The sequence below is a fragment of the Maridesulfovibrio sp. genome, from assembly GCF_963678865.1.
GTDB lineage: Bacteria > Desulfobacterota > Desulfovibrionia > Desulfovibrionales > Desulfovibrionaceae > Maridesulfovibrio.
Genome location: NZ_OY787459.1, coordinates 2,185,578 through 2,210,266, shown reverse-complemented (window position 1 = coordinate 2,210,266; position 24,689 = coordinate 2,185,578). Strand labels below are relative to the sequence as shown.

The following is a 24,689-nucleotide window of genomic DNA, read 5'->3' as shown; positions in this document are numbered from 1 at the left end:
AGTAAACTCACATTTCAGGATACGGTATTGAAATGAACACAGCACAGCTAACCGACCAGCCGCCCATTCCGCAGGAAGAAGCACTGGACTGGACGGCGGTATTCAAAATGGAAATAAGGGAGAACGAGGAAAAGTTAGTTCCCCTCTCTCTGGCCGAACCGAGGATTCTGGTCCGTTCGGCATACTATTCTGCCGGTATAGAACGGGCCCTGCCTGATTGCTACGCAAGAGATGAGATCAGGCGGAGATTGCTTAAGGTTGATTCTTTCCTGCCCGAAGGATTACGGCTGGTAATTTTGGATTGCTGGCGAAGTAAGGAAACCCAGATAGCCCTTTTTGAGTCCTGCCGCGCAGCGCTCGAAAAAGTACATCCTCAGGTGGACAGTGATGGGATCAGGGTTATGACCGAAGAGTTCGTGGCCCCGCCGAGCTTGAATCCAGAGCGTCCTTCTCCTCACTCCACAGGGGGAGCCGTGGATTTAACCATCGCCACATTGGACGGAGTGCCTCTGCCTATGGGGGCGCCCTTTGATTACCCCGGTCCGGTCTCTAATACCCGTTTTTACGAGGAGCGGGTGGAGCAGGGGCTGGAGCTTTCCGCTGATGAAAAGGAAGCCCTCTACAATAGAAGACTGCTTTACGATGTCATGATCAGGGCAGGGTTTGTAAATTACCACGGCGAATGGTGGCACTTTGAGTACGGAACCCAACGCTGGGCAGCACTGAGAAAGAAAGAACATGCTATTTACGGTCCCAGAATTCTGACTCTGAATACTTTTGAGGCGTTAATGCCCAATTCATCAAATCAGCACATCACATCTCTGGTAAGTGCCGGGGGCTAAATCATGGTCTGAGTGTGTTACTGCCGGTTAGGTGGAGCATTTCTCGCATGGCTGGATTTGTTTTCGGTCATTGTCTCCAAATAAAAACAAGGGCTTATACTTGACGTATAAGCCCTTTTGTTTTGTTGAAAACATGCATTGCCAATGGTGCAAAAAAAAGATTTTGGTGACACTTGGATAAAATGACAGGTTGCGTACGTATATGCGTAGCTTACCTGTCATTTGTAAGTTGGCCTGCCTATAGCAAGTCAGAAAATTTGCGTAAGTGTAGAGCTGTTTTTATTAAATACCACTTGAACAACCGAAGACTCGCGGTGGTGGGAAATAGCCGGAATCCAGCATAGTCAAGGATATGCTTAGATCCCGGCTACTTTCTTTTTTCATATTTCCTTTGATGTCTTACGGAAATGCATCCATAGACTGTCTTTGAAAGATAATAAAAAAGTGTAAGAAGCTTTTTTACCAAACAAATGCATCTCGATGTCTGATCACGTTGTTACGCGAAAACATCTGTATTATTTTGAACTGATCCCCATCTGACTAGTTTGTATGATTAATACTTGTCAGTACGGGATACAGATATATAGATATTTTCTATGAAAAAGCCTTTACTTGCCTCCAATATTCATATGATTGCTTGATAAGCATCCCCACGATGCTTTCAAGAAAGACACCACCCAATACAGGATAGAGTCAAAATAGCAAATAATGAGCCAAAAAGTAATACTTATTTATATCGGTGGGTTGTCTTTTTTGACTTGTTTTCCATGTGGTTCATGATTGGACCACTGAGTTAAAGTTGTTTGTGATTAATTGGACAATTAAGCGTGCCGAGAATTTATCATCTCTTTATTTCAATGTGTTATGAGCTTAGGAAGTCTTTTTGACACACTTTTGAGATTAAATCGTCATAATGACCCTTATGTTTGTGTTGATTAAAATCGAATTGATTTGCATAAAGGAGTTACTACTTGTGTTGGAGGCATAAAAGGTTTGTTTTACAGCATTTTATGGTCGTGTTTGCCGGCGCTTGATGGCAAATGTTTAAACTTTTTTTATTTTTTTAATGTGTTGCATTAAATAGAACCACTGGTAAGAAAAGAGACCATTCTGCAGCAATGTCGATCTCAAAGTTTATAAGACCATGTAAGAATCCGATTACGAAGGCTGCATGGCGAGAAACATCTTTATGAATTTCATCAGTAGGTTATTGAGCGAATCCATTGAAACAAGGCAGGGGACTGTTCTGGCGGTCCTTGCTACGGTCTTTTTTTCAACTTGTGGAGTCGGGGCATACACATTTTCTTTGTCCCTGAGCGCAGATTCCATCGGAATGTCTGCTTCATGGCTCGGGCTTGCTTTTTCAGGATATTTTTTGGCCCGTCTTGTCCTTGCGCCACTGGCAGGATGCAGTGCTGATTATTTCGGCCCAATCCCCTTATTGCGCTGGGCTTGCGGAATCGGGACTGTTGTTCCATGTCTTTATCTTTTTTTCCCGGTAGTTGAGTCTCTGGGAATAATTCAGATATGTCTGGGGTTCTGCGCCGGAATAGTGAAGCCTGTGAGCATGTCCCTGCTTGGTCAATGCGCAGCGCAAAAGAAGAGGGGGCGTCTTTTTGCCTTATATAATACCTGTCTGTATTGTGCATTTGTCATTGGGCCGATTGTCGGCGGAGCAGGAATAGGTCTCCAAGGGAAGATGGGCTCTCTGACCTTGATCTGGCCCGCTTTGGGGCTGGGTGTTTCTTTTGTGGCGCTTTTAATGAGCAAGGCAGACAACTCTCTTACATCGTCTGAAAAACAAAAGGAAAAAGAAGGCTTGCCGTGGCGCAATGCCGGTTTTCTCTCCCTTCTTCTGGCTGTGTTGGGTCGAACAGCAGGAGCCTCGGTTGTCATAACTTTTCTGCCCCGGTTGATCAGTGAATATTTTGGCTTGAGCGGTTTTTTTGCCGGGTTTCTCTTCGCTATCCCCAATCTGATTATCATTCTGGCTATGCCTGTTACCGGACGTTGGGCTGATACGCGTGATCGTTTCGGTTTGACTTTTCTAGGCATGGGGTTCTGTGCCGCCTGTCTTTTTGGTCTGGGTCAGCCGGTTCCTCTGTGGCTTTTTTGTCTGCTTGTAGCGGGAATGGGACTTGGGTCAGCTTTGTCACTTCCTGCTTCCATGTCATTGGCCGCAGACATGGGAGGGGCAAAAGGTCAGGTTATGGGGTTTTTTCTGGGAGTATCAAATCTCGGCTTTGTTCTGGGGCCGGGCATTGCCGGGTTTGCCGCCGAGGCAGGCGGAATGGCAGATGCTTTTGAACTCACTGCACTGTTTGGAGGACTCTGTCTGCTGCCTACGTTAATTTTTATGAGCAAAAGACTTTATGCCGAATGATTTTAGCATTTTGAGATTATTTTCGTCTATGTAAGCAGTAAATTTTACTAACAGGTTGACCTTCCTCTTTTCTTTAGATATCCAATAAGTCCAATACAAATACTTCGTGCGTATTTCCCCACATATTCCGAGAAATCTACTCGGAACGCATCGAAGCTTTATTTAGTCCCACACCACCCAATCTAGGAGACGTCTTGGCGCATGCGCTGAGACGGGTTGTACTGTTGCACCCGATTTTAAGTCCGTTAACCCTTTAGGGACAAGGTGTATTCTCCATGATAAAACTCAAAAAAGGACTCGATATTCCTATCTCGGGCGAGCCCGCACTGGATATTTTTGAAGAAAAATCTCCCGGTACCGTGGCTGTCCTCGGTGGCGACTATGTCGGAATGAAACCGAGCATGGCCGTTGCTGAGGGAGATACGGTCAAGCTGGGACAGCCCCTCTTCGAGGATAAAAAGATCGACGGCGTCGTCTTTACCGCTCCGGGAGCCGGAAAGGTCCTTGCTGTTAACAGAGGTGAGCGCAGAGCTTTACAGTCTGTAGTCATCGAACTTGATGAAGCTGCCGGTGAAGTGGAGTTCCCGGCATATGATTCAGACAAGCTGCTTGGTCTAGACCGGGAAAAGGTTGTCGATAATCTAGTTAAATCAGGTATGTGGACCGCGTTTCGTACGCGTCCGTTCAGCAAGACTCCGGCCCCGGGATCCGAACCGCGTTCAATCTTTGTCACAGCAATGGATACCAACCCGTTGGCCTTGGACCCTTCTTCCATTATTTGGAAAGAATCCGAGGCATGGTTGGATGGTTTACGCATTCTTACCTGTCTGAAGGATGCAGTTAATGTCTGTGTCGCTGAAGAAATTGTGCTTCCTATGATTCAGGAAGTGAAAATGCATATGTTTTCGGGTCCGCACCCAGCCGGTCTGCCCGGAACCCATATCCATTTCGTAGATCCGGTAGGTCCTGCCAAGATGGTCTGGCATATCGGCTATCAGGATGTCATTGCCATAGGTAAGCTCTTTACCACAGGCAGACTTGCTACTGAACGGTATGTTGCTCTCGGCGGGCCGATGGTCAATCGTCCACGCATCATCAAGACCCGCATCGGCGCAAATCTTGATGAAATGCTGGCCGGAGAACTCAAGAGCGGGGCTGTCCGGGCTATTTCCGGTTCGGTCCTGACGGGAACAAAGGCGGAAGGGCCGCTGGCTTTTCTGGGACGTTTCCATAATCAGGTCTGTGCCCTTGGCGAAGGCGGGGATAGCGAGCTTTTAGGCTGGCTGGCTCCGGGCCGCGATAAATTCTCTGTCAAATCAGTATTTGCCTCTGCTTTCAGCAAAAAGAAAAAGCGTTTTGATATGAACACGCTTTTAGGAGGCAGCCATCGCGCTATTTTCCCCACCGGGGCTTATGAGCAGGTTATGCCGCTTGATATTCTGCCGACCTATCTGGTCCGGGCTCTGGCGGTGATGGATACTGATGAAGCGCAGGCCCTCGGATGCCTGGAACTGGATGAGGAAGATCTCGCCCTGTTGTCCTTCGTTGATTGCGGCAAGAATGATTTCGGGCTCATGTTGCGCGAAGTCCTCACTCAAATTGAGAAGGAAGGGTAAGGCATATGAGAAAACTGCTTGATAAAATGCATAGTGCCGTCACCGGAGATGGGAAATACAAAAAGTATTACCCGGTCTACGAGATGGTGGACACTTTTTTATATTCGCCGACCGAAACCAGTTCGGGATCGCCCCATGTGCATGATGCCATTGATCTGAAAAGGGTCATGATTACGGTGGTTTTTGCTCTGATTCCCTGTTTTTACATGGCAATGTGGAACACAGGATATCAGGCCAACTCCGCTCTGGCATCCATGGGACTTGAGGTCGGTACCGGCTGGCGCTGGAGCGTAATGGCCGGGCTCGGACTGAGTGCAAACCCCGCAAGTTTCGGGGCCAACATTATGTTGGGCGCACTTTACTTCTTTCCCATTTACATCGTCTGCAACATTGCAGGTGGTTTCTGGGAAACCCTGTTCGCTGTTATCCGCAAACATGAAATCAACGAAGGGTTTCTGGTTACCGGTTCGCTTATCCCGCTGATCGTTCCTCCGCATATTCCGCTCTGGCAGGTGGCTTTGGCTACCAGCTTCGGCGTGGTTATCGGTAAGGAAATATTCGGTGGAACAGGTAAGAACATACTCAACCCTGCGCTTTTGGCCCGTGCCTTCCTTTTCTTCGCTTATCCGGCACATATCTCAGGCAACAGTGTCTGGGTCCCGGTAGACGGCTTTTCCGGCGCAACTCCGCTGGCTCTGGCTGCTGAAGGCGGAATCAAGGCGGTAATGGCCAAATATTCATGGTGGGATTGTTTCATCGGTACCATTCCGGGATCTCTGGGTGAAACATCAACTCTGGCCTGCCTTATCGGGGGTGCCGTGTTGGTCATCACCGGCATAGCTTCATGGCGGATTATGGTTTCCCTGCTGGCCGGTGCCTTTTCCGTGGCCATTATTTTCAATGCTGTCAGCAGCGGCACCAATCCCATGATGACTGTCAGCCCGCTTTGGCATCTGGTAATGGGAGGACTGGCTTTCGGTATGGTCTACATGGCCACCGACCCGGTATCTTCGTCCATGACTCACAAAGGCCAGTTATATTACGGTGCTCTTATCGGGATCATGATTGTCCTGATACGTACGGTCAACCCGGCCTATCCTGAAGGAGTCATGCTGGCGATTCTGTTCGGTAACGTGTGTGCCCCATTCATCGACAGCCTTGTGATGCGGGCCAACATCAAGCGAAGGACGGTGCGCAGTGTCTAACGATTCCACAAAAAAAGTATTTACTGTGGCGTTTTCCCTGTGCCTGGTCTGCTCGCTGCTTGTTTCTGCTGCAGCTGTAGGCCTCAAATCCATTCAGGAAGAGAACAAGGTTCTCGAGCGCAAGGAAAACATACTCAAGGCCGCAGGCATCTATGATGAAGATGTTCCTGTGGATGAACTTTATAAACAGATAGAAGCCAAGGTCGTCGATCTGGCTACCGGTGAATATGTGGATATGGACGCTGCCGGGTATGACCAGCGCAAAGCGGCCAAGGATCCTGCATCCAGTATAGCCATTCCTTCCGCAGACGATCTGGCGGGAATCGGGCGTCATGCAAAATACGCCAGCGTCTACCTGCTCAAAGATGGAGACAGTTTGAAGCGTGTTGTGCTGCCCATTCACGGGAAAGGCTTATGGTCAACCATGTACGGGTTCATCGCTCTTGATCCGGATTTGAACACGGTCAAGAATTTTGGATTCTATGAGCATGCTGAAACTCCCGGTCTTGGCGGGGAAGTAGACAATTCGGACTGGAAGGCCCTGTGGGTGGACAAGAAAGTCTACGATTCAAAGGGTGAACCGGTCATCGATGTAATCAAGGGTTCGGTTAGCGCTGAAGACCCGCAGGCTGCCTACAAGGTAGACGGTCTGGCCGGGGCAACCCTTACTTCCCGCGGCGTTAGCAATCTGGTGCGTTACTGGCTTGGACAGGGCGGATTCGAACCCTACCTCAAGCGACTTGCAACCGAGGGAGGTGAACATAATGGCTAAGTTCAAAGAAGTAATGCTCAAGCCGCTTCTGGAGGATAACCCCATTGCAGTACAGATTCTGGGAATCTGTTCCGCTCTGGCAGTAACCACCAAGCTGGAAACCGCTTTTGTAATGAGTCTCGCCGTAATGTTCGTTACTGCGGCCTCAAACGCTTCGGTAAGTTCCATCCGGCAGCATATCCCTTCAAGTATCCGTATCATTGTCATGATGACCATCATCGCGACGCTGGTTATTATTGTTGATCAGTTCTTGAAAGCATTCGCTTACGGGATCAGCAAACAGCTCTCGGTCTTCGTTGGGCTGATCATAACCAACTGCATAGTCATGGGGCGTGCTGAGGCATTTGCCATGCAGAACTCCCCAAAGCTGAGTCTTGCCGACGGTATCGGTAACGGTCTGGGCTATGGACTGGTGCTCCTCACTGTAGCCTTCCTGCGCGAATTCTTCGGTTCAGGAAAGATTTTCGGTTTAAGCATTCTCAAGCTTACTTCCGAAGGTGGGTGGTATGAACCCAACGGACTTATGCTCCTTCCGCCCAGCGCATTCTTTATCATCGGGCTGCTCATCTGGTCGGTCAACGTCTACGAAAAGCGTAAGAACAAACGCTAGCCAAGGAGTGAAGAGTGGAACATCTGCTTAATATATTCGTAAAATCGATTTTTATCGAAAACATGGCTTTGGCCTTCTTTCTTGGGATGTGTACCTATCTGGCCGTATCCAAGAAAGTTACTACCGCTCTTGGTCTTGGTGTGGCTGTCGTAGTAGTCATGACCATTACCGTCCCGGTTAACAATCTGCTCTACAACTACTTCCTGCGTGAAGGTGCTTTGTCATGGGCCGGATTCGGAGAGACTGACCTTACTTTTGTAGGTCTTATTTCCTACATCGGCGTTATCGCGGCGATTGTCCAGATTCTGGAAATGACCCTCGATAAATATGTGCCGTCACTATACAACGCGCTGGGTATTTTCCTGCCGCTGATCACGGTTAACTGCGCCATCCTCGGGGCCTCTCTGTTTATGGTGGAACGTGATTACAACTTTGCGGAATCCTTGACTTTCGGTTTCGGTTCCGGTGTGGGTTGGGCTCTGGCTATCGTTCTTCTGGCCGGAATCCGCGAGAAGATGAAATACTCGGATGTGCCGGAAGGACTGCAGGGACTTGGGATCACCTTTATTGTGGTCGGACTGATGTCCTTTGGATTCCTGTCCTTTTCCGGAATTCAGATGTAGTGGGGCCGGACGTTTCAAGCGTCCGCTGATATACGAACCGTTAAACTATGGGGAAAAACCATGGTTGAAATAATTCTCGGTGTTGTGATGTTTACCGGCGTGGTTCTTGCGCTGTGCGTGTTCATCCTTCTAGCCCGTGCCAAGCTTGTCCCGAGCGGCGAGGTGAACATAGAAATCAACGGTGATCCGGAAAAGACAATTGAAGTTCGTCCCGGAACCAAGCTGCTCGGTGCGCTGGCAGAAAAGGAAATCTATGTTCCTTCGGCCTGCGGTGGAGGTGGCTCCTGCGGGCAGTGCAAATGTAAGGTTTTTGAAGGTGGCGGAGATATCCTGCCCACGGAAACCTCCCATGTAAGCAAACGCGAGGCCCGTGAAGGCGTTCGCCTTGCCTGTCAGGTCAATGTCAAACAGGATATGAAGATTGAGGTCCCGGCTGAAATCTTTGATATCAAAAAGTGGGAATGCACCGTTAAATCCAATATTCCGCGTGCTACCTTCATTAAGGAACTCACCCTTGAACTTCCTGAAGGTGAAAATGTGGACTTCCGTGCCGGCGGATACATTCAGATCGAAGCCCCGGCTCATACCGTCAAATACAAGGATTTTGAAGTTGGCGATAAATTCAGGGAAGACTGGGATAAATTTGATCTCTGGAGATATGTCTCTGTGGTCAAAGAACCTATTGTCCGGGCCTATTCCATGGCCAACTACCCTGAGGAAGAGGGCATAATCATGCTTAACGTGCGTGTCTGCCCGCCGCCTCCGTTCGCTCCTGATGCCCCCCCCGGGCAGATGTCTTCGTTCATCTACAGCCTTAAGCCCGGAGACAAGGTGACCATTTCCGGACCTTACGGTGAGTTCTTTGCCCGTGATACCGATGCCGAGATGGTTTTCATCGGTGGCGGTGCGGGTATGGCTCCCATGCGTTCGCACATCTTCGACCAGCTCAAGCGCCTCAGCACAACGCGTAAGGTCAGCTACTGGTACGGAGCACGCAGCCTGCGGGAGATGTTCTATGTGGAAGAATTCGACAAGCTGGCTGAGGAATGCCCGAACTTCAGTTGGCATGTAGCACTGTCCGATCCTCTTCCCGAGGATAATTGGACAGGTTATACCGGATTTATTCATAATGTCCTGTATGAAAACTATATCAAGGATCACCCCGCCCCTGAGGATTGTGAATTCTACATGTGTGGACCGCCGATGATGGCTTCTGCAGTAGAAAATATGCTTATGGACCAAGGCGTGGAGAAAGAGAATATAATGTATGACAACTTTGGCGGATAAGCCTGTTGCATCAGTTTATCGATAGGATGTCCCTTGCCGGAGGTTAATCTTCCGGCAAGGGACATTTAGAAAAAAGTAAGGATGACGGTATGAAGTGGTTTTCAGGAACGTTGACTAAAGTAACCGGATTTTTTGTCCTGTTGCTTATCTTGGCTCTTATGCTTGTCGGGTGCGGGAATTCCTCTGATCCCGTCCGGCTTCAGGGCAGGGCCATTGGTACTACGTATTCCATTGTTGCTTACGGTCTGCCGGAGAAGCTTTCTCCTGAAGATTTGCGTAAGGGAGTAGAACAGGTTGTGGCTGAAGTAAATTCAGTTATGTCCCTGTTCAAGCCGGATTCCGAACTGTCCCGCTTTAATGCTTATCGTAAAGATGACTGGTTTTCGGTATCCAAAGAACTGGCCGGTGTGGTGCAAACGGCTAAAGCCGTTAACCAGATTACCGGTGGTGCTTTTGATATTACCGTCGCACCTTTGGTCAACCTATGGGGATTCGGTCCCGATAAAAGACCCGAAATTATTCCGTCTGAGGATGAAATCAAAGCGGCAATGGCAAATGTCGGATCTGATCTGATTGAAGTCCGTTTTAATCCTCCTGCTCTTAAAAAACTCACTCCGACCTTGACCCTTGACCTGGCAGCTATTGCCAAAGGTTATTGCGTGGATGCAGTCAGCTCATGGCTTAAAGTCAGCGGTATCTCCAGTTTTATGGTTGAGATCGGTGGAGAGATAAGGACCGGAGGTGAAAAGCCGGGGAATCAGCCGTGGCGTATTGCAGTTGAGAAACCAGTGAGCATGGAGCGTTCCGTACAGGCCCTAATCAGTCTTTCGGGTAAAGCCATGGCGACATCAGGCGATTACCGCAACTATTACGAGGTAGACGGTAAAAGATATTCACATATAATTGATCCCAGCACCGGACGTCCGATTAAGCACACACTCGTATCGGTAAGTGTCGTGGATGAAACTTGCTCCAGAGCCGATGCATTTGCCACCGGTCTAACCGTGCTTGGCCCGGAAAGAGGAATTGCATTGGCTAAGGAATGCAACCTGTCCGCTTTTTTCATTGTGAAAACCCCGGATGGATTATCTGAAATTGCCACTGGCGATTTCCCTCAACACGAAAAAATGAATTGAGGAGATATTTCATGGAAACTATTTTGATGGCAGCCGCTGTTTTTGGTCTTGTGTTTTTGGCGTTGGCTATCGGAGTTATTTTTAAACGAAACTGCATCCGTGGTTCCTGTCAGGGCTCCGTTCAAGCCGGAGACGGTTCAGGTTGCAGGTGCGGGAAATATGATTTCGATAAGAAGCTTATAGATAAAAAACATTCGTCACTTAAACCGCTGTAACAGCGATCAGGAGAATTGATATGACGCCAAATGTCCAGACCGCAAAAGATGTGATTGAACAGACCAAGGCTTTTCACAAGAGGCTTGGTTCCTTCTATAAGGAACTTTCTGATAAGGTTGAAAAGGAACGGGTTAAGCTTTTATTGGACTACATGAGTCGTCACCATGACCACCTTGTGGCTATTATGGATGAGTATGAAGATTCTCTTTCCGAGCACATCTTGAATACATGGTTTATGTATGTGCATAAGGAATGTGACCTCTCTCCGTTTTTCAGTGCAGAATTAGGCCCGGAGATGACGACTCAAGAGGTAATGAAAGTTGCCATTGATTTGGATAAGTGCCTGCTGGAAACCTATGAAGCCATGATCCAGAATGATATTCCTGACGATGTAAGTGAAGCGTTTCAGGGACTTCTCGATATGGAGAAGCGTGAAAATATCAGATTAGCTAAGAGTGCTTTGAGATTAGAAACATTGTAAAATTTGTTTTTCCTCCAAAGAATTAGCAAGCGGCTGGCCGGGAGTCCAATTTCGATCCTTACCGCCTGAATATAAATAAAAAGTCTCACAATGTGGTGTCACATTGTGAGACTTTTTATTTGGAGAAAATATGGATTGTGATGCTGCTCTCAATCGGGAGAAAAATAATCCCCGGTTCCGGGGTGATTCCATCGGCAGCTATACTTATGATGAATTTATTTAAGCTGCGTGTATCCGGGGCAACCCCGACAAGCTGAAAGATCGGCCCGAAATAGAATCGTTGTCTCCATAAAAAGAAATGTGGTTGCAGAATACATCTTTTAGTATTCTGCAACCACACCTTATTAAGCTGTTCTGCTTGCGTTTTTGTTTATCTTATGGCGTTTCAGGGCCGAACTTCTGGCATTGAGCTTCATGCTGCATACATTGTTCATAAGTCTGGAGAGGAAGGCCATCGCTGACGGCGGTGGGATCATTTTTGGCTTTGTAAGGTTTGCAGTAGTTGAGTTTCGCGGAAACAACTGCGTTGTCGGGACCGAACTTTTTGACCTCTTCCTGCTGGCAAGTGTAGTAGTAATTACTTTTCATGCAGTCGAGTAGGGTATTAAAGTATCCCAGTTCGTTTTTTTGTGCAGAAGGAACGCACTTTTTGCCGTTGAATGTCCATGCCTGCTGTCTATAAGGCTTTTGACCTTGGGGACCTGGGCAGAGTGTCAAATGTATTGGTGCGCCGGCCTTCTTGCAGAGCAGGGTGGATGCATCGTCGTTGAATTGCCATGCATATCCGTCTACTCCGATAGCCTTTAGATATTTTACATAATTAGTGTACGGTATACCCTTTCCTGCGATCAGGTTTGCCGTATTATAAGTGTTGATTACGCCATCGGGACCTATTGCGCATTGCGGACCTCCACACCCCGGTCCTGTGCATGTTGAAGGATCTCCCGAATCCTGACCGGCGGGGATGCCGTTGCATGCATACCAGTCTGCAATACTGAGTTCATTCAATTCCACCGGATCCTTGCCGAGAGCTACGGTTTGTGTGTTCTTCGGGTTCTGCCCTCCGGCATTGAGCCATTGCGCCGGGGTTATACAGGCTGCCCGGCCTTTTACTGTAGCGTTATTGCTTATGTTTAGTTTGATACCATGGTTCAGTTGAGAGCTCTCGTAGTGTATTACATTTTTACCTTTTGCTGATATTGTTGTGCTGTTCTCCGTGGGGCAGTCGAATAAATCGGTAACTCCGTTAATTTCTGAGACGTTGCACTTATAGTCTGTGCTGTTTTGTACTGTGGCATTCATGGGAACACTGAATCCGTTTACCATACTTATGTCATAGTAATCCGCGCCACCCATGCAGTATTGTAAGTTGGAAGATGGGTTTATAGTACATTTTGTTTTTCTGTCTTCATCAGTCGTGTATGTGCAGCCTGCTGAGTATTCAAGTATAGTACCCACTCCAGTGCTTGCTGTTCCCGGAACTGCGCCGATTGTACAGTTGCCGGGCCAGCCGATTCCGGTGGGATCCTGCTGACAGTTAAGCAGGACTCCGATATTGCCCGAGGCTATGCCTCCTTCCGGAACAGGGATGTTCATACTTTGCCCCGAAGGAAGTTTTTTACGGAACATGAGTGCTGAACTCAGGTCATTGGGGTTGGCATACATATCTTCCATCCCGGCCTTGTTAGCGGCCATCTTCCAAAGTTTCAGATTAGGTTGTTGATATGAGTTATCGGCAGTTGGAGGAGTTATTACAATATAAGCATCATCCGCGCAGTTATTGGTGATGGTGATACGGTCATCGTCCCACTCCGTGTTGGAAGTGTTGTCGCTGCAGACAAGTGGAGGCGGTGGCGGAGGTGTAAAGTGGTTCTGCTGGCAGCCCGGAGTCAAGTTCGGTCCGCCCGGCTGATTGGAAGTGGGTAGCGGAGGCATGAGATGCCCGGCATCGCAATCAGCATTTGTAGATGTTTTGTTGCAGCCCTTGGCGTATTCCCATGTTCCATTGCTTATATTGATATATGTATTCAGTGTCTGTTTAATGCAGGTGTTTTCCAGCTCTACTTTCCAAGTGCCCGGCTTCACGTAATAAGTTGTTGCCGGGGAATCAACATCCTGACTTTTATCTGAAAAAGATTTGCTGATTGAAGTTCCGTTTACATATGAATAAGTAACTGTGTTGGTCGCTTCTGTCCCGTTAGTCATTTTGCAGGCAGCAAAGGCCAGAACAACGGGGACGTAGTTTTTTTTAGGTGACATTGAGTAATACGGATTGCTGCCCGCCCATGCTGAACTAGCAAAGCAAGTGATCACTATCAAGAAAAAGGCTGATAGTCTCTTGGCTGTTTTAATGCCGGGTGTCTTCATGTTCCCCCCCCCTGTTTTGAGGATTGTGCAGTAAAGGTTATTGCTACCATAAGACATTACCGCATGGTTTGTGTCAAGGTGGATCATTCTTTTTTGTTGTTCTTTGATTGTTGTAAGGTCGAAGCAATGCGGCAACTGTGGAAAGTACTTTAGAAAATTCGGATGTATGTAGACAAAAAATGTTTAAACTTTTATAAGTGAGAATAGGAGTATAAAAAGGAGGACGGCTGTGAAATATGGATGCGGACTAAACTTTTATTTTCTCAAGTCTGTTTTAGGCTTAGTTTTGCTTACACTTTTTATGTTGTGTACGATTTCTGAGCCATGCCCGGCTCAATCCGCAGAACACCCCTCCGGTAATGGCGAAACTATAGACAAGCTGCTTTCTCCATTGCAGACCCTGCATGACGATCTTTCCAGAATTGAGGCAAAGCTGGATACCTTTGCCAATGCCAAGTGGGAATATAAAATCCTTGTTCCCAATGTGTTGGGACATTCCAAATTTGATCCTTATGAACCAAACCTCGGCCCATTGGGAGAAGAAGGCTGGGAGCTTGTGACCTATTCACCGGATGTAGGCTATATCCTTAAGCGCAGGGTCATGCCTAAACCTTAGTTGCCGGAGTGAATATGGATTGTCAGTCATCAATAGTCCAAATACATGACCATGGGCAAAACGGGTTCACATTGCTGGAACTCATTGTTGTGATGGTCATCATGTCTATTGTCATGGCTGTGCTTCTGCCTCGTTTAAGCGGTCAACTTATGGGTAGCAGTTTGCAGGCGGCTGTTTCCGATTTGAGCAGCATTGCTGTCTCGGCCCGTTTTAGGGCAGCGGATACAGGCAAGGATCATGTGCTGGTCATCAACACCAAAAGCAGGGATTTGAAGCTCCTGAATGGAAAAAGGAGCAATGTTTTAAGTCGTATATCGCTGCCGGAGAAGGTTGCTGTGGCAAACATGGAGCTTCAGGGTAAGCCTGTCTCAGGTCATGAGTTGCAGATTGTTTTTTTCCCGCGTGGAACAGCCACCCCCGCCAGATTGAAGCTGATTTCCGGGAAGCAGGAAAGCCTGCATGTATTTGTCGCCGGTGCGAATGGGGGGGTGTATGTGCGTTAAATCCCCCTGTTCCGGATTTTCGCTTATGGAAGTCATGGTAGCCATGGCTATTTTGTCCATCGGTCTGGTTTCTGTTGCAGGTGTGTACTCACAGGCAGCATCCTCACTCTCAGAGGTGGAGGGGTATGAACGGGCCGGAATGGAGGCGGAGATGCGGCTGGCTGCTTTTTTGAACGCAGGTGACATCAAGCCGGGTACAACTTCCGGTCGTTGTGAAACCCTGTCCGGTGGCAGGTGGAAAATAGTCAGCAGAAACGAGGCTGATTTTCCCGGTGTCAGCCGGGTCACGGTCACGGTGTTGTTTTTTACTGAGGGCAGGGAGCATGAGTTTGTTCTGGATACAGCTCAGGTTGACGGGAACCTGCCCCTGCAGAGCAAAACCCAGACAAAGGATGCCAAGAAATGAAATCTGTTTTACTGCCAGAAGTGATCTTTCCACGTATTCTTTTGTTCTTCCTGCTGGGCATCATTATGGCCGGGTGCCAGCTTAATGCTGATCCCATTGATGTCGGTTATCAGGATCTGCCCCGGCCTCTGCTCGGACTGAAGTTGAAGGTCGTCCGGAAAGAAATGCACGTCATTGAGGATGAAATGCAGGATAAAACAAATGATGATCAGAAGCGGGCTCTGCTGGTTATGGATTGTAAAAAAGGCAGTCCGGCCCGGAAAGCAGGGGTTCAGCCCGGTGATGTCCTTCTGGAAATAGATGGCATCTCGGTGCAGGGAATGCGCGATTCAACATTTATAATGCAACGTAAACATCCGGGCAATAATGTTGCCCTGACCCTTTATAGGAACGGCAAGATCATCAAACTGGGAATTTATCTGCCTGCTGACGTACCGGTCACAAAGGCGGTCAACTCACCTCTCGGGGGGGCTTCATGATGCAAAAGGGAAAAGGCGGTTTTACACTTATTGAAATGCTGGTGGTCATCGTGATTATCGGCGTGCTGGCGGCAATTGTCGCTCCAAGGTTTTTCGGCAAGACCGATGAAGCAAAGGTCGCAGCTGCCAAGGCGCAGATTGAGGATTTTTCAATGGCCCTGCAAAGCTACCAGTTGGATACAGGGGATTTCCCTTCCACCCAGCAGGGGCTTGAGGCCTTGGTGAAAAAGCCTTCCACCGCTCCTGTGCCTGAGAATTGGCATGGTCCGTATATGAGTAAGAATGTCATTCCTAAGGATCCGTGGAATCATCCTTATGTATACACATCACCCGGCAAGCACAGCCCGGATTTTGACCTGCTCAGCTACGGCAAGGATGGCAAGGCCGGAGGAACCGGTGAGAACGCGGACATCACCAACTACTGATGCTGCGGGATTTACGCTTCTTGAGCTGCTGGTGGCAATTACAATAGGCTCGGTAGTGCTGACTGCGGTTTATTCGATTTTCGTCACAGCTACCAAGGTTGAGCGAAAAGCGCAGGCTGTTCTTTCCCCAATGCGGTCTGCTGCATATGCCTTCAGCATGCTTGGCAGAGATGTTCGCAATCTGGACCCTTTGTGCCGGAACTCGGATATTTCCTGTCATACCAACAGCTGCCGGTTTCCCATTGTGGATGAAAAGGGGAAGCGGGTCTGGGTGCTCTATATCCTCAAAGAAAATATCCTCTGGCGTGAACAGCGAAAGGATAAAAACGGAAAACCTGAAAAAGGGAAGCCGTTCTCAAAGATGGAGCTTTGCTCCGGGGTGGTGGAAACCCGTTTCAGTCTGACCGCAAGGGGGCATGGCGGAGGAGTTACCGGGGAACTGAATACAGCTACCAAATCAGGACCGGGGATGATCGGTCTGGTTCTTGATTTCAAGGAAGGCGTTTCGCGAAGGGATATTTATCGTTCGCAGATTTTATTGGAAGTAACACCGCAGCAGAAGGCAAGTTGAACGTATGTGCAAGGATGCAGCCGGAAAGATACAGCTATCGGGACAACGTGGTTTTGCTTTGGTGATCACGCTGTGGGTCATGGCTGTTCTTGGGGTTATGGCTGCTTCGTTTTTCTATGAAACCCTATGTGAAATAAAGGTGGAAAGCTGGAGCCGTCAGGACAGGAGAGCATATAATCTGGCACGCGGGGGAATCCACAGGGCGGCTGGTATTATCAGGGAACACGCCCGTGATCCTGTGCACAGCGTTACTGATAAATGGTTTTCCGGGGATTCATTCTATAAGGATATGAAGTTCGGCCCTGGCTATTATTCTATTGTCCGGCCCGGCATCGAAGACAATGCAGAAAATTCGGCTGGCGTGAAATCAAAGAAAAGCGGGAAGGATGAGGTTAATTACGGTCTTGTAGATGAGGAGTCGCGGCTGAATATAAATGTCGCCACCATGGATCAGCTGCAGGGCTTTCCCGATGTATCCAATGTGCTGGCCGCTAACATCATTCTTTACCGGACCAAGAAACATAGTAAAAGTTCCAGTAAAGCACCCCAGTCAGTTGCCATGGCTAAAGGGCTTGTTGACGGTCCGATCCGCAATATTGACGAGCTGCTACAGGTGAAGGGTATGACGCGTGAGATTCTGTACGGAGAACCGGGCGGGGAGGGCGGCATAGCTCCCCATCTGACCTGTTTCTCCTCGGGAAAGGTGAATATCAATACTGCGGGCAAGGAAGTTCTCCATGCCGTGGGCTTCTCAACTCAGCAGGTTCAGGCTCTTCTGGCATACCGTCTTTCCGGGTGGAAAGGATTCGCAACGGTCGATGCCGCACTCAGTGTTTTGGGCGCTGCTTCGCAGAAGTCAAATATTGCAGCTTTGCTGGGTGTTCAGTCCAAAAATTTCAGCATGACATGTCTGGCCGGGTTTTCACCGGGAAAACCTGTTGAACGTATCAGGGCAAGAGTCAGTGTGGGCAAAGATCAATTACGTTTTACCCGCTGGGAGTCCGAATCCCTGCCGAGAATTTGAACGGAGTTGTCTTATGAATTTAAAGAAGTTGCTCCACTCCATGCTACTGCCCGGTTCTTTTAAAACAAAAGTTCCGGTTGCTTTGGTTTTTGATGTGCATGGACAATGTGCAGCTTCTTATGAATTTTCCAGCGAGAATAAGATTTGGCGGCCTTTTACTGATCAACCGGAGGTAAATCAGCTCCGGCCCTGTATTCTTGTACTCCCCGCAGCCATGGTTGCCTTTTGCCGTACGCAAACCCCGGATAAAGAACAGAAGGAAGCATCGGCAGCTTTGGACATGGAAGCCGGGCAGCGTATGTTTCGTTCCCCTGAAACCGGAGGGAGGGAAGCCCGGTTTTATGACGTAGATGCCGGGGTGAGCGGAACCCTTGGCTGGATTTCCAACGAGTATCTTCATGGATGCTTGGAAACAGCGAAAGAAATGGGTTTTCAGGCTACATCCATTGTGCAGCCGGAACTTGATTTGAAACATTCGGGTCCTACTCTGCTGGTCTCGTGTGAAAAAGGTGAAACGCGTCTTTGCTGTATCCACAAGAATGTCCCATTGAGCTGGCAGGTGTTGCCGGAAAGGGGCCCCTCATTGGAGAGTGCGTTGGCTGTGGTTCTTGCCGAGCTTGAAGCTGAGCAGAAAACTTACCCGGAAAAGGCCGTACTCTGGATTCCTCCCGGAAACAGCGTGGATTCGGAAGGATTCAGCAAGGCAATCCTGAGTCTGCTGCCTGATATCCCGCTGGAAATTATACTCTCCTATGAAGAGCTTTTGGGAACTCTGCGCATGAGTCGTAGCAAAGGCTCCTTTCATGAAAGTCTTGAAGAGTGGGGACGTATTCCTCTTACCCCCAAGGATTACGTCAGGCCGGGACTGGCTTTTGCCGGAGCTGTTGCCTGTTGCCTGCTGCTGTTTTTTTCCGTGATCCATTTGAATCATCAGGATTCCGGGGTTCTCAAAGAAGAGGCGCACAAGATTTTATTTCTGGCAAAACGTACGGATCTTGTGACCATGGAGATTCGGGAATATGTCCGCCGCAACAGGGCTATTCTCAAATACACGGTGAAAAAGCCCTTCGTCTCCCATGTATTTCGAGATCTTGGGGATGCGGTCCCGTCTCAGGTGAAGCTCAATACCATGCGCCTTGGACAGTCTGGCAGGATTACCCTGCAGGGCGAGGCCAAAAGCGAAATAAGCCTCATGTCATTGTTGGAGAATTTGAGCAGTACCGAGATTTTCAGCAATGCGGTACTTTCTTCCATGAGCAAGCTGGAGCATGGGCAGGGTTTTCGTTTTGTAGTGGAGCTTGATTTCCCGGCATGGCAACAGTTTTTCAAACCCGAAATTAAGCAGGGGGAAACGCAATGAATGCTTTGATTTCCTCCTGGAAGAAACTTGCTCCGCAGGATAGACGCGCTCTCGGTATCTGTATTGTTTTTCTTCTGTCTGTTGCATTGTACATGGGTGTTCTGGCTCCACTGGTGGATATGTATGAAGCTACGGTACAGGAACAGGCCGGCTTAAAGAAAGAAATTCAGTTCAATACGCCCAAGGCCATGGTCCTGCCGGACCGGGAAGCCAAGCTGCGTCAGGTTAAAGATGAGTATGAGTCGCTGAAGCGTCAACTGGACCTGATAGACCGCAGGGACTGGGCTGCTTCTGATATATATAATGAAATCAGGGATTATGCGTCTATTACCGGAGTCGTCATCAAAGAAATCCGTCCCCTGACTCAAAAAAAAGACGGGTTTCTGCAAAGCCAGCCCATGGATGTGACTTTCAGCGGAACTTTCGCTGCCATTGAGAAATTTATTTATTATCTGGAAACTTCGCCTCAGGTTTTTGTTATTTCAGAAATTACGCTGACCGGGAAGAACGGTTCCATGCAGGGCGGGGTGGTGGTCAGCAAGTATTCCATACCTTCCAGAGTTGACTCCAGAATGCCGGAACATACAGTCAGGCTTGTGCTTGCAGTCCCGCCCTGGATCGGTTTCGCACCTTTTGAAATTGCCCGCCACAAAGGTTGGCTGCATGCGAACGGTACGCGTATTGAGTGCTATTTTTCCGAGCATGAAAAAACCAACTTTGAGAAATTGTATGCCGGAGAGATCGACGGCACCGCTACCCACGCTCTGGAGCTTATCCAGCTGCTTACGAAAGGTGTTGACCTGCGGATAGTGGCACCCCTTGCGCGGTTCCGGTCAGGGGATACCTTGATGGTAGCGGGCAGTTCGCCGGTTAAGTCAGTGAATGATCTGCGCGGGAAAACTGTTTTTCTGGAAACCGGCGGGGCTGCACATTATTTCCTGTATGAAGTGCTCAAAAAGAACGGCATGTCTCTTTCAGATGTTACGCTGAGCAATATGTCACGTGAAATGGTGTCCCAAAGCCTGCGAGCCGGACTGATTGAAGCGGGGGTAACCTTTGAGCCTTATGTCGATCGATTACAGAGAGAACGAATCGCCAGACCGATAGCCGGGCCGGAAGATGTGGATAACTGGGCGTTGCAGTTTCTGGTTATGCGTGAAGATGCCTTGTCCGGCAACGGGCAGGCGGTTGAAGCCCTTATCGCCGGTTTTGTCCGCGCGGTTTCTTGGTGGCAAAAGAATCCTGACGAGGCAATGCAATTTTTGGTTGCAGATAATCCGCAAGGGGTCTCAACCCGGACCATTGAGGATGTCATGAAAAGTGTCCGTTTTCTGCCCCCTGCCGAGGCAAAGGTATATTTCTGCTCTGTGCCGGAATCCCAAAACCATATGGATGAGTATTTCAAAAAATACGAGTCCTTTTTCAAACAGGAACTCGGATATGATGTGGTTGTGCCCAAGGCTGACATTATAGACTGGCGATACGCACGCAAGGTCTACAATTGTACCGCTCACGCAAATACCACACATGTAAATTCTGCCCATGCAAACGCAACGCACATGAACTCTACCCACGGGGCGGGAGGATAAGTCATGGGCATGGAAAAATATTTACATAAAAGTGCGGCAGACAGCTTTTTCAGGATCGCACTCATTGTAGCAGCCCTGACTCTGGTCGGTGCGGTGCTCATTCTTTCCCTTCCCGCGCCACACCCTAAGGCGGTGAATTATGTAGACGCTGTCCGTGAGCATCCCCCGGCTGATCCGTTGGCTTATCCCCATTATTCTTTTTACAGCACCAAACGGCATCATATTTTTCAATTTGGACAGCTTCATCTGGTGCATAGGTCCTACAGAAAGGAGGCTGCGGCCCCGCCTCCTGCTCTTCCGCCCGGACCGGATCTTTCCAATCTCATTTTGAAGGCAACCATGCCGAGTGCCGGCAAGTCCTATGCAATCATAACCGGAATCAATGGGAGTGGAAGTACTCTGGTCACCCTTGGGCAGACTGTCAGGAATAGCATACTTGTGGAAATCGCATCCAATTATGTGGTTCTGACCAGAAATGACCAGAACGCCACATTGACTATGAACAGCGCATGGGACGCACAGGCCGAAAGCCTGCTGAGCGAGTCCGGCATTGCTGAAAAAAAGGGCGTCTCCTATGCGTTTTCGGCGCCTTCGGATGTCTTGGACAAAGCAGGCAGCGTAACGGTCGGTGGCTTGGGAGTGAATTTGATCCCCCTCTCTGACTTGGAACGGAAGGATTTGGGTCTTTCTTCAGCCAGCGGTCTTAAAGTGGCCCGAGTCGTGCGCAAGAATACCGGTTTGCGGCAGGGAGATTTGCTTTTGGCTGTATCCGGAAGACCTGTAAGTTCAATCGCTCAGGTCAGTACGGTTTTGAAAAACAAGGTTGGCAAAGACGTGTTTCTTACAATCATTCGTAAAGGAAAACCCATGAATGTGGACATAAAGCTTCCTTGATTTTGAGGAAGGGGAAATCCGAATGGACCATATTCAGGAAAAGATTACATAGAGAGTAGTTATGATGAAACCCGCACACTGCATACGATTTTTTGCCGCTCTGATAATGATATGCGCTTTTTCCTTGTCTGTTTCCGGGATGACGGGAGGATTGGCCCATGCCGCTCCTGCCGCAAAAAATAAGATTGAGATCAATTTCAGGCAGACGGACATCATGGCCGTGCTGGAATTCTATTCGCATCTCATGGGCAAAACATTCATCCCCAATCATCAGCTTACGGGACCGGTGACGGTTATATCCCCGAAACCGGTTACAAAACTTGAGGCCCTGCGTCTGTTGTATTCTGTTCTGGATATGAAAGGCTATACCCTTGTGCAGCAGGGGGGATATTACAAGGTGGTCTCCAAAAGCGAGGCTGTGCATGAAGGCTTGAACGTGGATTCCATAACAATCGGCGGCGACCAGATGGTTACGGAAGTCCTTATGCTGGAGTATCTGCAGGCAGCTGATGTGATTGCTGATTTTAAGCAGATTTTATCACCTGAGGGGTCAATCTTTTCCGGTAAATCGAATAATTATATTGTTTTTACAGATACAGCAGCCAATGTGCAGAAGCTTAAGATGCTGATCAGGCAAATTGATAAACCCGGCTCGCTTCCTATTTCCAAGACCTATTCGTTGCAATATGTTGAGGCTAAAACCGTGGCCCCCATGCTGACCAAATTGTACACCCAGCAGGCCGCCAAGAGCGGAAAGGGTGTTGTCGAGATTCTGGCCATGGATGAGACAAATTCCCTGATCGTGCTGGCCCCGGAAAGTGTTCATAAGGATATCGCTAAAATAGTTGGGGATCTTGATGTTCGGACCATGCAGGTTTCCATCAAAGCTTATCTTGTAGAGGTCTCTCTGACTGATGATACCAAGCTAGGCATTGAGTGGATGTTCAATGTCAATTCACAAGGGACATCCGCCGGTGGCTCTCTGGATTTCGGGAGGGCTTTTAGCTCTGCCATGCTTGGCGGTACGCAGGAAGCACTTAATTTTTCCATCGTCAATGGTGATAGTTTTCAAGCGATGATGAACTTTTTTGCCTCGAATGAGAACGCCCGTGTTGTCTCCGCACCTCATATCGTGGCCCTTGATAACCAGAAGGCAAGTATTTCCGTCGGTACGGAAATTCCTATTCTCAAATTGACCCAGACTTCAATGACTTCACAGCAGAATGTGATCAAGACCTATGATCACCGCAAATTCGGCATGCAGCTGGATATAACACCCACAATTGCCGAGAACCGTGATGTCACTCTCAAGATTGACCAGACTTTGTCCAGTCTGGTCACTGACGATACCGACCCGGACCAGTGGAAGTCTACTGACCGTGCGGCCTCCACAACAGTGCTGGTCAAAGATGCTCAGACTCTGGTCATCGGTGGGTTGATGAGTGCGGATGGCGACCTGACCAAGAAAGGGGCCCCTTATCTGAAAGATATGCCTATACTCGGCCCCCTGTTTGGTGCTCAGGAAGATAAAATAGAAAAGTCTGAACTTCTGCTTTTCCTGACTCCCTACGTCATCGCCACGCCGGACGAGGCCGATGCCATGAGCGGACTGCGTACTTCCCAGAGTCCTATGGCTGTGGATGAATTCGGTCTTGTCTTCGACCTCTAGCCCTGGAAAGTGTTATGCAGGAAAATGAAATAAACCTTCTTCCGGCTACCCCCCACGACCTGTCTTCTCCGGACAGGATCAGGGCATGGTGGCAGCGTGTTCGGCAGGCAGGGGAGTCCGAGCAGGACGCGTTGATGAGCACGGCGGAATTCCTCGGCATGGAATGGATGGAACTGGATAAGACCTATCTTGCCGAGCCGGGGCTGGTACAGCTTGTGCCGGAGGGATTTGCCAAGAATCATCTGCTGCTGCCTTTGGCAAAGGAAGAAGACGGGAAGGTCAGGGTTGCCGTGGCAACTCCTTTTGTGGGTACAGCCGTATCCGATATGGAGCAGGCCCTTGAGATGAAGGTGCATATGGTCTTTGCCCCGGCGGATAATCTGGTGGATGCTTTGGAGCGGGCATACTCCGGCGAAGGTATGGAAGGGGTCTTCACCAGTCTGGATGATGACCTTGATTCCTTGGATGATGTTGAAGACCTGCGAGATATGGCTCAGGCCGCGCCTGTGATCCGGCTGGTCAACAATACCTTCCGCGATGCCATTGCACAGGGCGCATCGGACATACATATTTCCCCTTATGAAGACGGTCTGGAAATCCGTTTCCGGGTGGATGGCATTCTGCATGTGGTCAATACTGTACAGAGAAAATATCAGGCCGCAATTATCTCCCGCATCAAGATTATGTCGAATCTGGACATTGCCGAGCGCCGCATCCCGCAGGACGGGCGAATCCGTCTAAAAATGGAGCAGTCTGATTATGATATCCGCGTGGCCTCCACTCCCACCGTCTTCGGTGAAGGCGTGGTCATGCGTATTTTGGATAAGTCTTCCATTAAAGTTGATATCGCTGATGTCGGTTTTGAACCGGAAATGCTCGAAATATGGAAGTCCCTCGTCCACAGGCCCCACGGGGCCATACTGGTGACCGGTCCGACCGGGTCCGGGAAAACTACCACTCTTTATGCCTCGTTGAATTATATCAAATCCCCGGAACTCAAGATTATCACCACTGAAGACCCGGTTGAATACCAGTTGCGCGGCATTGACCAGATTCAGGTCAATGCCAAAGTGGGGCTGACTTTTGCCGCAGCGTTGAGGAGCATCCTGCGTCAGGACCCGGATATCATTATGGTCGGGGAAATACGTGACCTTGAAACTGCAGAAATTGCGGTCCAATCGTCTTTGACAGGGCATCTTGTGCTTTCCACCCTGCATACCAATGACGCCCCTACAGCAGTTACCCGTCTTGTTGAGATGGGTATTGCCCCCTACCTTGTCGCTCCGACACTTGCCGGGGCCATGGCCCAGCGGCTTTTGCGCAGGCTGTGTTCCAACTGCAAAAAGCAGGGTGCGGATGGGAAATGGCAGGCTGTGGGCTGTGATCTCTGCGATGGTTCCGGGTATAAAGGCAGATTGGGAATTTTTGAGATTCTGGTCAATTCCCCGGCCATTCAGACCCTTATCCAGAACGAAGCCAGTGCCGCTGAAATCGGGGCTCAGGCCCGGAAGGAAGGTATGCGCAACCTGCTTCAGGACGGTCTTGCCAAGGCCGCAAAAGGGCTGACAACGGAAGAGGAAGTTTATCGCATGGCTCAGGATAATTAAGAAAATCG

At 49.0% G+C, this 24,689-nt stretch carries 24 protein-coding genes; 23 read left to right on the top strand and 1 reads right to left on the bottom strand.

Going from position 1 to position 24,689, the window contains the following annotated elements:
• Positions 1-32: 32 nt before the first annotated feature.
• The 11 genes from ACKU41_RS10145 (at position 33) to ACKU41_RS10095 (ending at position 11,171) form a co-directional block, all read left to right on the top strand.
• Positions 33-842 carry a M15 family metallopeptidase gene (locus tag ACKU41_RS10145; RefSeq protein ID WP_321400515.1) on the top strand — a complete coding sequence of 270 codons (810 nt, stop codon included), beginning with the start codon at positions 33-35 and terminating at the stop codon, positions 840-842.
• 1,189 nt (positions 843-2,031) lie between these two features.
• Positions 2,032-3,225: an MFS transporter gene (locus ACKU41_RS10140; protein WP_321400513.1), complete on the top strand. Its 1,194-nt coding sequence runs from the start codon at positions 2,032-2,034 to the stop codon at positions 3,223-3,225.
• 275 nt (positions 3,226-3,500) lie between these two features.
• Entirely contained in the window at positions 3,501-4,841 is a 1,341-nt protein-coding gene (locus ACKU41_RS10135) for a Na(+)-translocating NADH-quinone reductase subunit A (protein WP_321400511.1), read from the top strand.
• Between the two features lie 5 nt (positions 4,842-4,846).
• Complete coding sequence (locus ACKU41_RS10130; protein ID WP_319777185.1) at positions 4,847-6,046, top strand: NADH:ubiquinone reductase (Na(+)-transporting) subunit B; 1,200 nt, start codon at positions 4,847-4,849, stop codon at positions 6,044-6,046.
• Entirely contained in the window at positions 6,039-6,818 is a 780-nt protein-coding gene (locus tag ACKU41_RS10125; protein ID WP_319777183.1) for a Na(+)-translocating NADH-quinone reductase subunit C, read from the top strand. The genes ACKU41_RS10130 and ACKU41_RS10125 overlap by 8 nt, the downstream gene beginning before the upstream one ends.
• Complete coding sequence (locus ACKU41_RS10120) at positions 6,811-7,428, top strand: NADH:ubiquinone reductase (Na(+)-transporting) subunit D (protein ID WP_319777181.1); 618 nt, start codon at positions 6,811-6,813, stop codon at positions 7,426-7,428. Before ACKU41_RS10125 ends, ACKU41_RS10120 begins: the two co-directional genes overlap by 8 nt.
• 62 nt (positions 7,429-7,490) lie before the next feature.
• Entirely contained in the window at positions 7,491-8,051 is a 561-nt protein-coding gene (gene nqrE / locus ACKU41_RS10115) for an NADH:ubiquinone reductase (Na(+)-transporting) subunit E (protein ID WP_407944429.1), read from the top strand.
• Between the two features lie 60 nt (positions 8,052-8,111).
• The gene (gene nqrF, locus ACKU41_RS10110; protein ID WP_321400506.1) at positions 8,112-9,338 is read left to right on the top strand and encodes an NADH:ubiquinone reductase (Na(+)-transporting) subunit F; all 1,227 of its coding nucleotides are present in this window, start codon (positions 8,112-8,114) and stop codon (positions 9,336-9,338) included.
• An 89-nt stretch (positions 9,339-9,427) separates the two neighbouring features.
• Positions 9,428-10,474 (top strand): FAD:protein FMN transferase, encoded by a 1,047-nt coding sequence (locus ACKU41_RS10105; RefSeq protein ID WP_319777175.1) that lies wholly within the window; start codon positions 9,428-9,430, stop codon positions 10,472-10,474.
• Positions 10,475-10,485: 11 nt separating this feature from the next.
• On the top strand, positions 10,486-10,689 hold the full coding sequence (locus tag ACKU41_RS10100; protein WP_319777174.1) for a hypothetical protein: 204 nt from the start codon (positions 10,486-10,488) through the stop codon (positions 10,687-10,689).
• A gap of 20 nt (positions 10,690-10,709) precedes the next feature.
• A complete protein-coding gene (locus ACKU41_RS10095) occupies positions 10,710-11,171 on the top strand; it encodes a hypothetical protein (RefSeq protein WP_319777172.1) in 462 nt (153 codons plus the stop codon).
• A 375-nt stretch (positions 11,172-11,546) separates the two neighbouring features.
• Here ACKU41_RS10095 and ACKU41_RS10090 read toward each other — a convergent pair whose 3' ends face one another.
• Entirely contained in the window at positions 11,547-13,430 is a 1,884-nt protein-coding gene (locus ACKU41_RS10090) for a hypothetical protein (RefSeq protein ID WP_321400500.1), read from the bottom strand.
• A 394-nt stretch (positions 13,431-13,824) separates the two neighbouring features.
• Here ACKU41_RS10090 and ACKU41_RS10085 point away from each other — a divergent pair, with 394 nt between their 5' ends.
• The 12 genes from ACKU41_RS10085 (at position 13,825) to ACKU41_RS10030 (ending at position 24,681) form a co-directional block, all read left to right on the top strand.
• Positions 13,825-14,154 (top strand): hypothetical protein, encoded by a 330-nt coding sequence (locus ACKU41_RS10085; RefSeq protein WP_321400498.1) that lies wholly within the window; start codon positions 13,825-13,827, stop codon positions 14,152-14,154.
• A 14-nt stretch (positions 14,155-14,168) separates the two neighbouring features.
• Positions 14,169-14,657, top strand: coding sequence for a prepilin-type N-terminal cleavage/methylation domain-containing protein (locus ACKU41_RS10080; protein ID WP_321400496.1), 489 nt, complete (start codon positions 14,169-14,171; stop codon positions 14,655-14,657).
• On the top strand, positions 14,647-15,063 hold the full coding sequence (locus ACKU41_RS10075; RefSeq protein ID WP_321400494.1) for a prepilin-type N-terminal cleavage/methylation domain-containing protein: 417 nt from the start codon (positions 14,647-14,649) through the stop codon (positions 15,061-15,063). Before ACKU41_RS10080 ends, ACKU41_RS10075 begins: the two co-directional genes overlap by 11 nt.
• Positions 15,060-15,542, top strand: coding sequence for a PDZ domain-containing protein (locus ACKU41_RS10070; protein ID WP_319777162.1), 483 nt, complete (start codon positions 15,060-15,062; stop codon positions 15,540-15,542). Before ACKU41_RS10075 ends, ACKU41_RS10070 begins: the two co-directional genes overlap by 4 nt.
• A complete protein-coding gene (gene gspG, locus ACKU41_RS10065; protein ID WP_319777161.1) occupies positions 15,539-15,967 on the top strand; it encodes a type II secretion system major pseudopilin GspG in 429 nt (142 codons plus the stop codon). Before ACKU41_RS10070 ends, gspG begins: the two co-directional genes overlap by 4 nt.
• Positions 15,939-16,538, top strand: a complete 600-nt coding sequence (locus ACKU41_RS10060; protein ID WP_319777159.1) for a prepilin-type N-terminal cleavage/methylation domain-containing protein — start codon at positions 15,939-15,941, stop codon at positions 16,536-16,538. The genes gspG and ACKU41_RS10060 overlap by 29 nt, the downstream gene beginning before the upstream one ends.
• A 4-nt stretch (positions 16,539-16,542) precedes the next feature.
• Entirely contained in the window at positions 16,543-17,562 is a 1,020-nt protein-coding gene (locus ACKU41_RS10055; protein WP_321400491.1) for a type II secretion system protein GspK, read from the top strand.
• A 13-nt stretch (positions 17,563-17,575) separates the two neighbouring features.
• A complete protein-coding gene (locus ACKU41_RS10050) occupies positions 17,576-18,922 on the top strand; it encodes a PilN domain-containing protein (protein ID WP_321400489.1) in 1,347 nt (448 codons plus the stop codon).
• Positions 18,919-20,511 carry a type 4a pilus biogenesis protein PilO gene (gene pilO / locus ACKU41_RS10045; RefSeq protein WP_321400487.1) on the top strand — a complete coding sequence of 531 codons (1,593 nt, stop codon included), beginning with the start codon at positions 18,919-18,921 and terminating at the stop codon, positions 20,509-20,511. The genes ACKU41_RS10050 and pilO overlap by 4 nt, the downstream gene beginning before the upstream one ends.
• A 9-nt stretch (positions 20,512-20,520) precedes the next feature.
• The gene (locus ACKU41_RS10040; RefSeq protein ID WP_321400485.1) at positions 20,521-21,405 is read left to right on the top strand and encodes a PDZ domain-containing protein; all 885 of its coding nucleotides are present in this window, start codon (positions 20,521-20,523) and stop codon (positions 21,403-21,405) included.
• 61 nt (positions 21,406-21,466) lie between these two features.
• On the top strand, positions 21,467-23,074 hold the full coding sequence (locus tag ACKU41_RS10035; RefSeq protein ID WP_321400483.1) for a secretin N-terminal domain-containing protein: 1,608 nt from the start codon (positions 21,467-21,469) through the stop codon (positions 23,072-23,074).
• Positions 23,075-23,088: 14 nt separating this feature from the next.
• A complete protein-coding gene (locus ACKU41_RS10030; RefSeq protein WP_319777147.1) occupies positions 23,089-24,681 on the top strand; it encodes a GspE/PulE family protein in 1,593 nt (530 codons plus the stop codon).
• The last annotated feature ends 8 nt before the right edge of the window (positions 24,682-24,689 follow it).

What these genes read in the sequence shown, in the direction of transcription:
- ACKU41_RS10145 (WP_321400515.1), top strand. Translation starts at nt 33, where the DNA reads ATGAACACAGCACAGCTAACCGACCAGCCGCCCATTCCGCAGGAAGAA.
- ACKU41_RS10140 (WP_321400513.1), top strand. Translation starts at nt 2,032, where the DNA reads ATGAATTTCATCAGTAGGTTATTGAGCGAATCCATTGAAACAAGGCAG.
- ACKU41_RS10135 (WP_321400511.1), top strand. Translation starts at nt 3,501, where the DNA reads ATGATAAAACTCAAAAAAGGACTCGATATTCCTATCTCGGGCGAGCCC.
- ACKU41_RS10130 (WP_319777185.1), top strand. Translation starts at nt 4,847, where the DNA reads ATGAGAAAACTGCTTGATAAAATGCATAGTGCCGTCACCGGAGATGGG.
- ACKU41_RS10120 (WP_319777181.1), top strand. Translation starts at nt 6,811, where the DNA reads ATGGCTAAGTTCAAAGAAGTAATGCTCAAGCCGCTTCTGGAGGATAAC.
- nqrE (WP_407944429.1), top strand. Translation starts at nt 7,491, where the DNA reads ATGGCTTTGGCCTTCTTTCTTGGGATGTGTACCTATCTGGCCGTATCC.
- nqrF (WP_321400506.1), top strand. Translation starts at nt 8,112, where the DNA reads ATGGTTGAAATAATTCTCGGTGTTGTGATGTTTACCGGCGTGGTTCTT.
- ACKU41_RS10105 (WP_319777175.1), top strand. Translation starts at nt 9,428, where the DNA reads ATGAAGTGGTTTTCAGGAACGTTGACTAAAGTAACCGGATTTTTTGTC.
- ACKU41_RS10100 (WP_319777174.1), top strand. Translation starts at nt 10,486, where the DNA reads ATGGAAACTATTTTGATGGCAGCCGCTGTTTTTGGTCTTGTGTTTTTG.
- ACKU41_RS10095 (WP_319777172.1), top strand. Translation starts at nt 10,710, where the DNA reads ATGACGCCAAATGTCCAGACCGCAAAAGATGTGATTGAACAGACCAAG.
- ACKU41_RS10090 (WP_321400500.1), bottom strand. Translation starts at nt 13,430, where the DNA reads ATGTCACCTAAAAAAAACTACGTCCCCGTTGTTCTGGCCTTTGCTGCC.
- ACKU41_RS10080 (WP_321400496.1), top strand. Translation starts at nt 14,169, where the DNA reads ATGGATTGTCAGTCATCAATAGTCCAAATACATGACCATGGGCAAAAC.
- ACKU41_RS10075 (WP_321400494.1), top strand. Translation starts at nt 14,647, where the DNA reads ATGTGCGTTAAATCCCCCTGTTCCGGATTTTCGCTTATGGAAGTCATG.
- ACKU41_RS10070 (WP_319777162.1), top strand. Translation starts at nt 15,060, where the DNA reads ATGAAATCTGTTTTACTGCCAGAAGTGATCTTTCCACGTATTCTTTTG.
- gspG (WP_319777161.1), top strand. Translation starts at nt 15,539, where the DNA reads ATGATGCAAAAGGGAAAAGGCGGTTTTACACTTATTGAAATGCTGGTG.
- ACKU41_RS10055 (WP_321400491.1), top strand. Translation starts at nt 16,543, where the DNA reads ATGTGCAAGGATGCAGCCGGAAAGATACAGCTATCGGGACAACGTGGT.
- ACKU41_RS10050 (WP_321400489.1), top strand. Translation starts at nt 17,576, where the DNA reads ATGAATTTAAAGAAGTTGCTCCACTCCATGCTACTGCCCGGTTCTTTT.
- pilO (WP_321400487.1), top strand. Translation starts at nt 18,919, where the DNA reads ATGAATGCTTTGATTTCCTCCTGGAAGAAACTTGCTCCGCAGGATAGA.
- ACKU41_RS10040 (WP_321400485.1), top strand. Translation starts at nt 20,521, where the DNA reads ATGGAAAAATATTTACATAAAAGTGCGGCAGACAGCTTTTTCAGGATC.
- ACKU41_RS10035 (WP_321400483.1), top strand. Translation starts at nt 21,467, where the DNA reads ATGATGAAACCCGCACACTGCATACGATTTTTTGCCGCTCTGATAATG.
- ACKU41_RS10030 (WP_319777147.1), top strand. Translation starts at nt 23,089, where the DNA reads ATGCAGGAAAATGAAATAAACCTTCTTCCGGCTACCCCCCACGACCTG.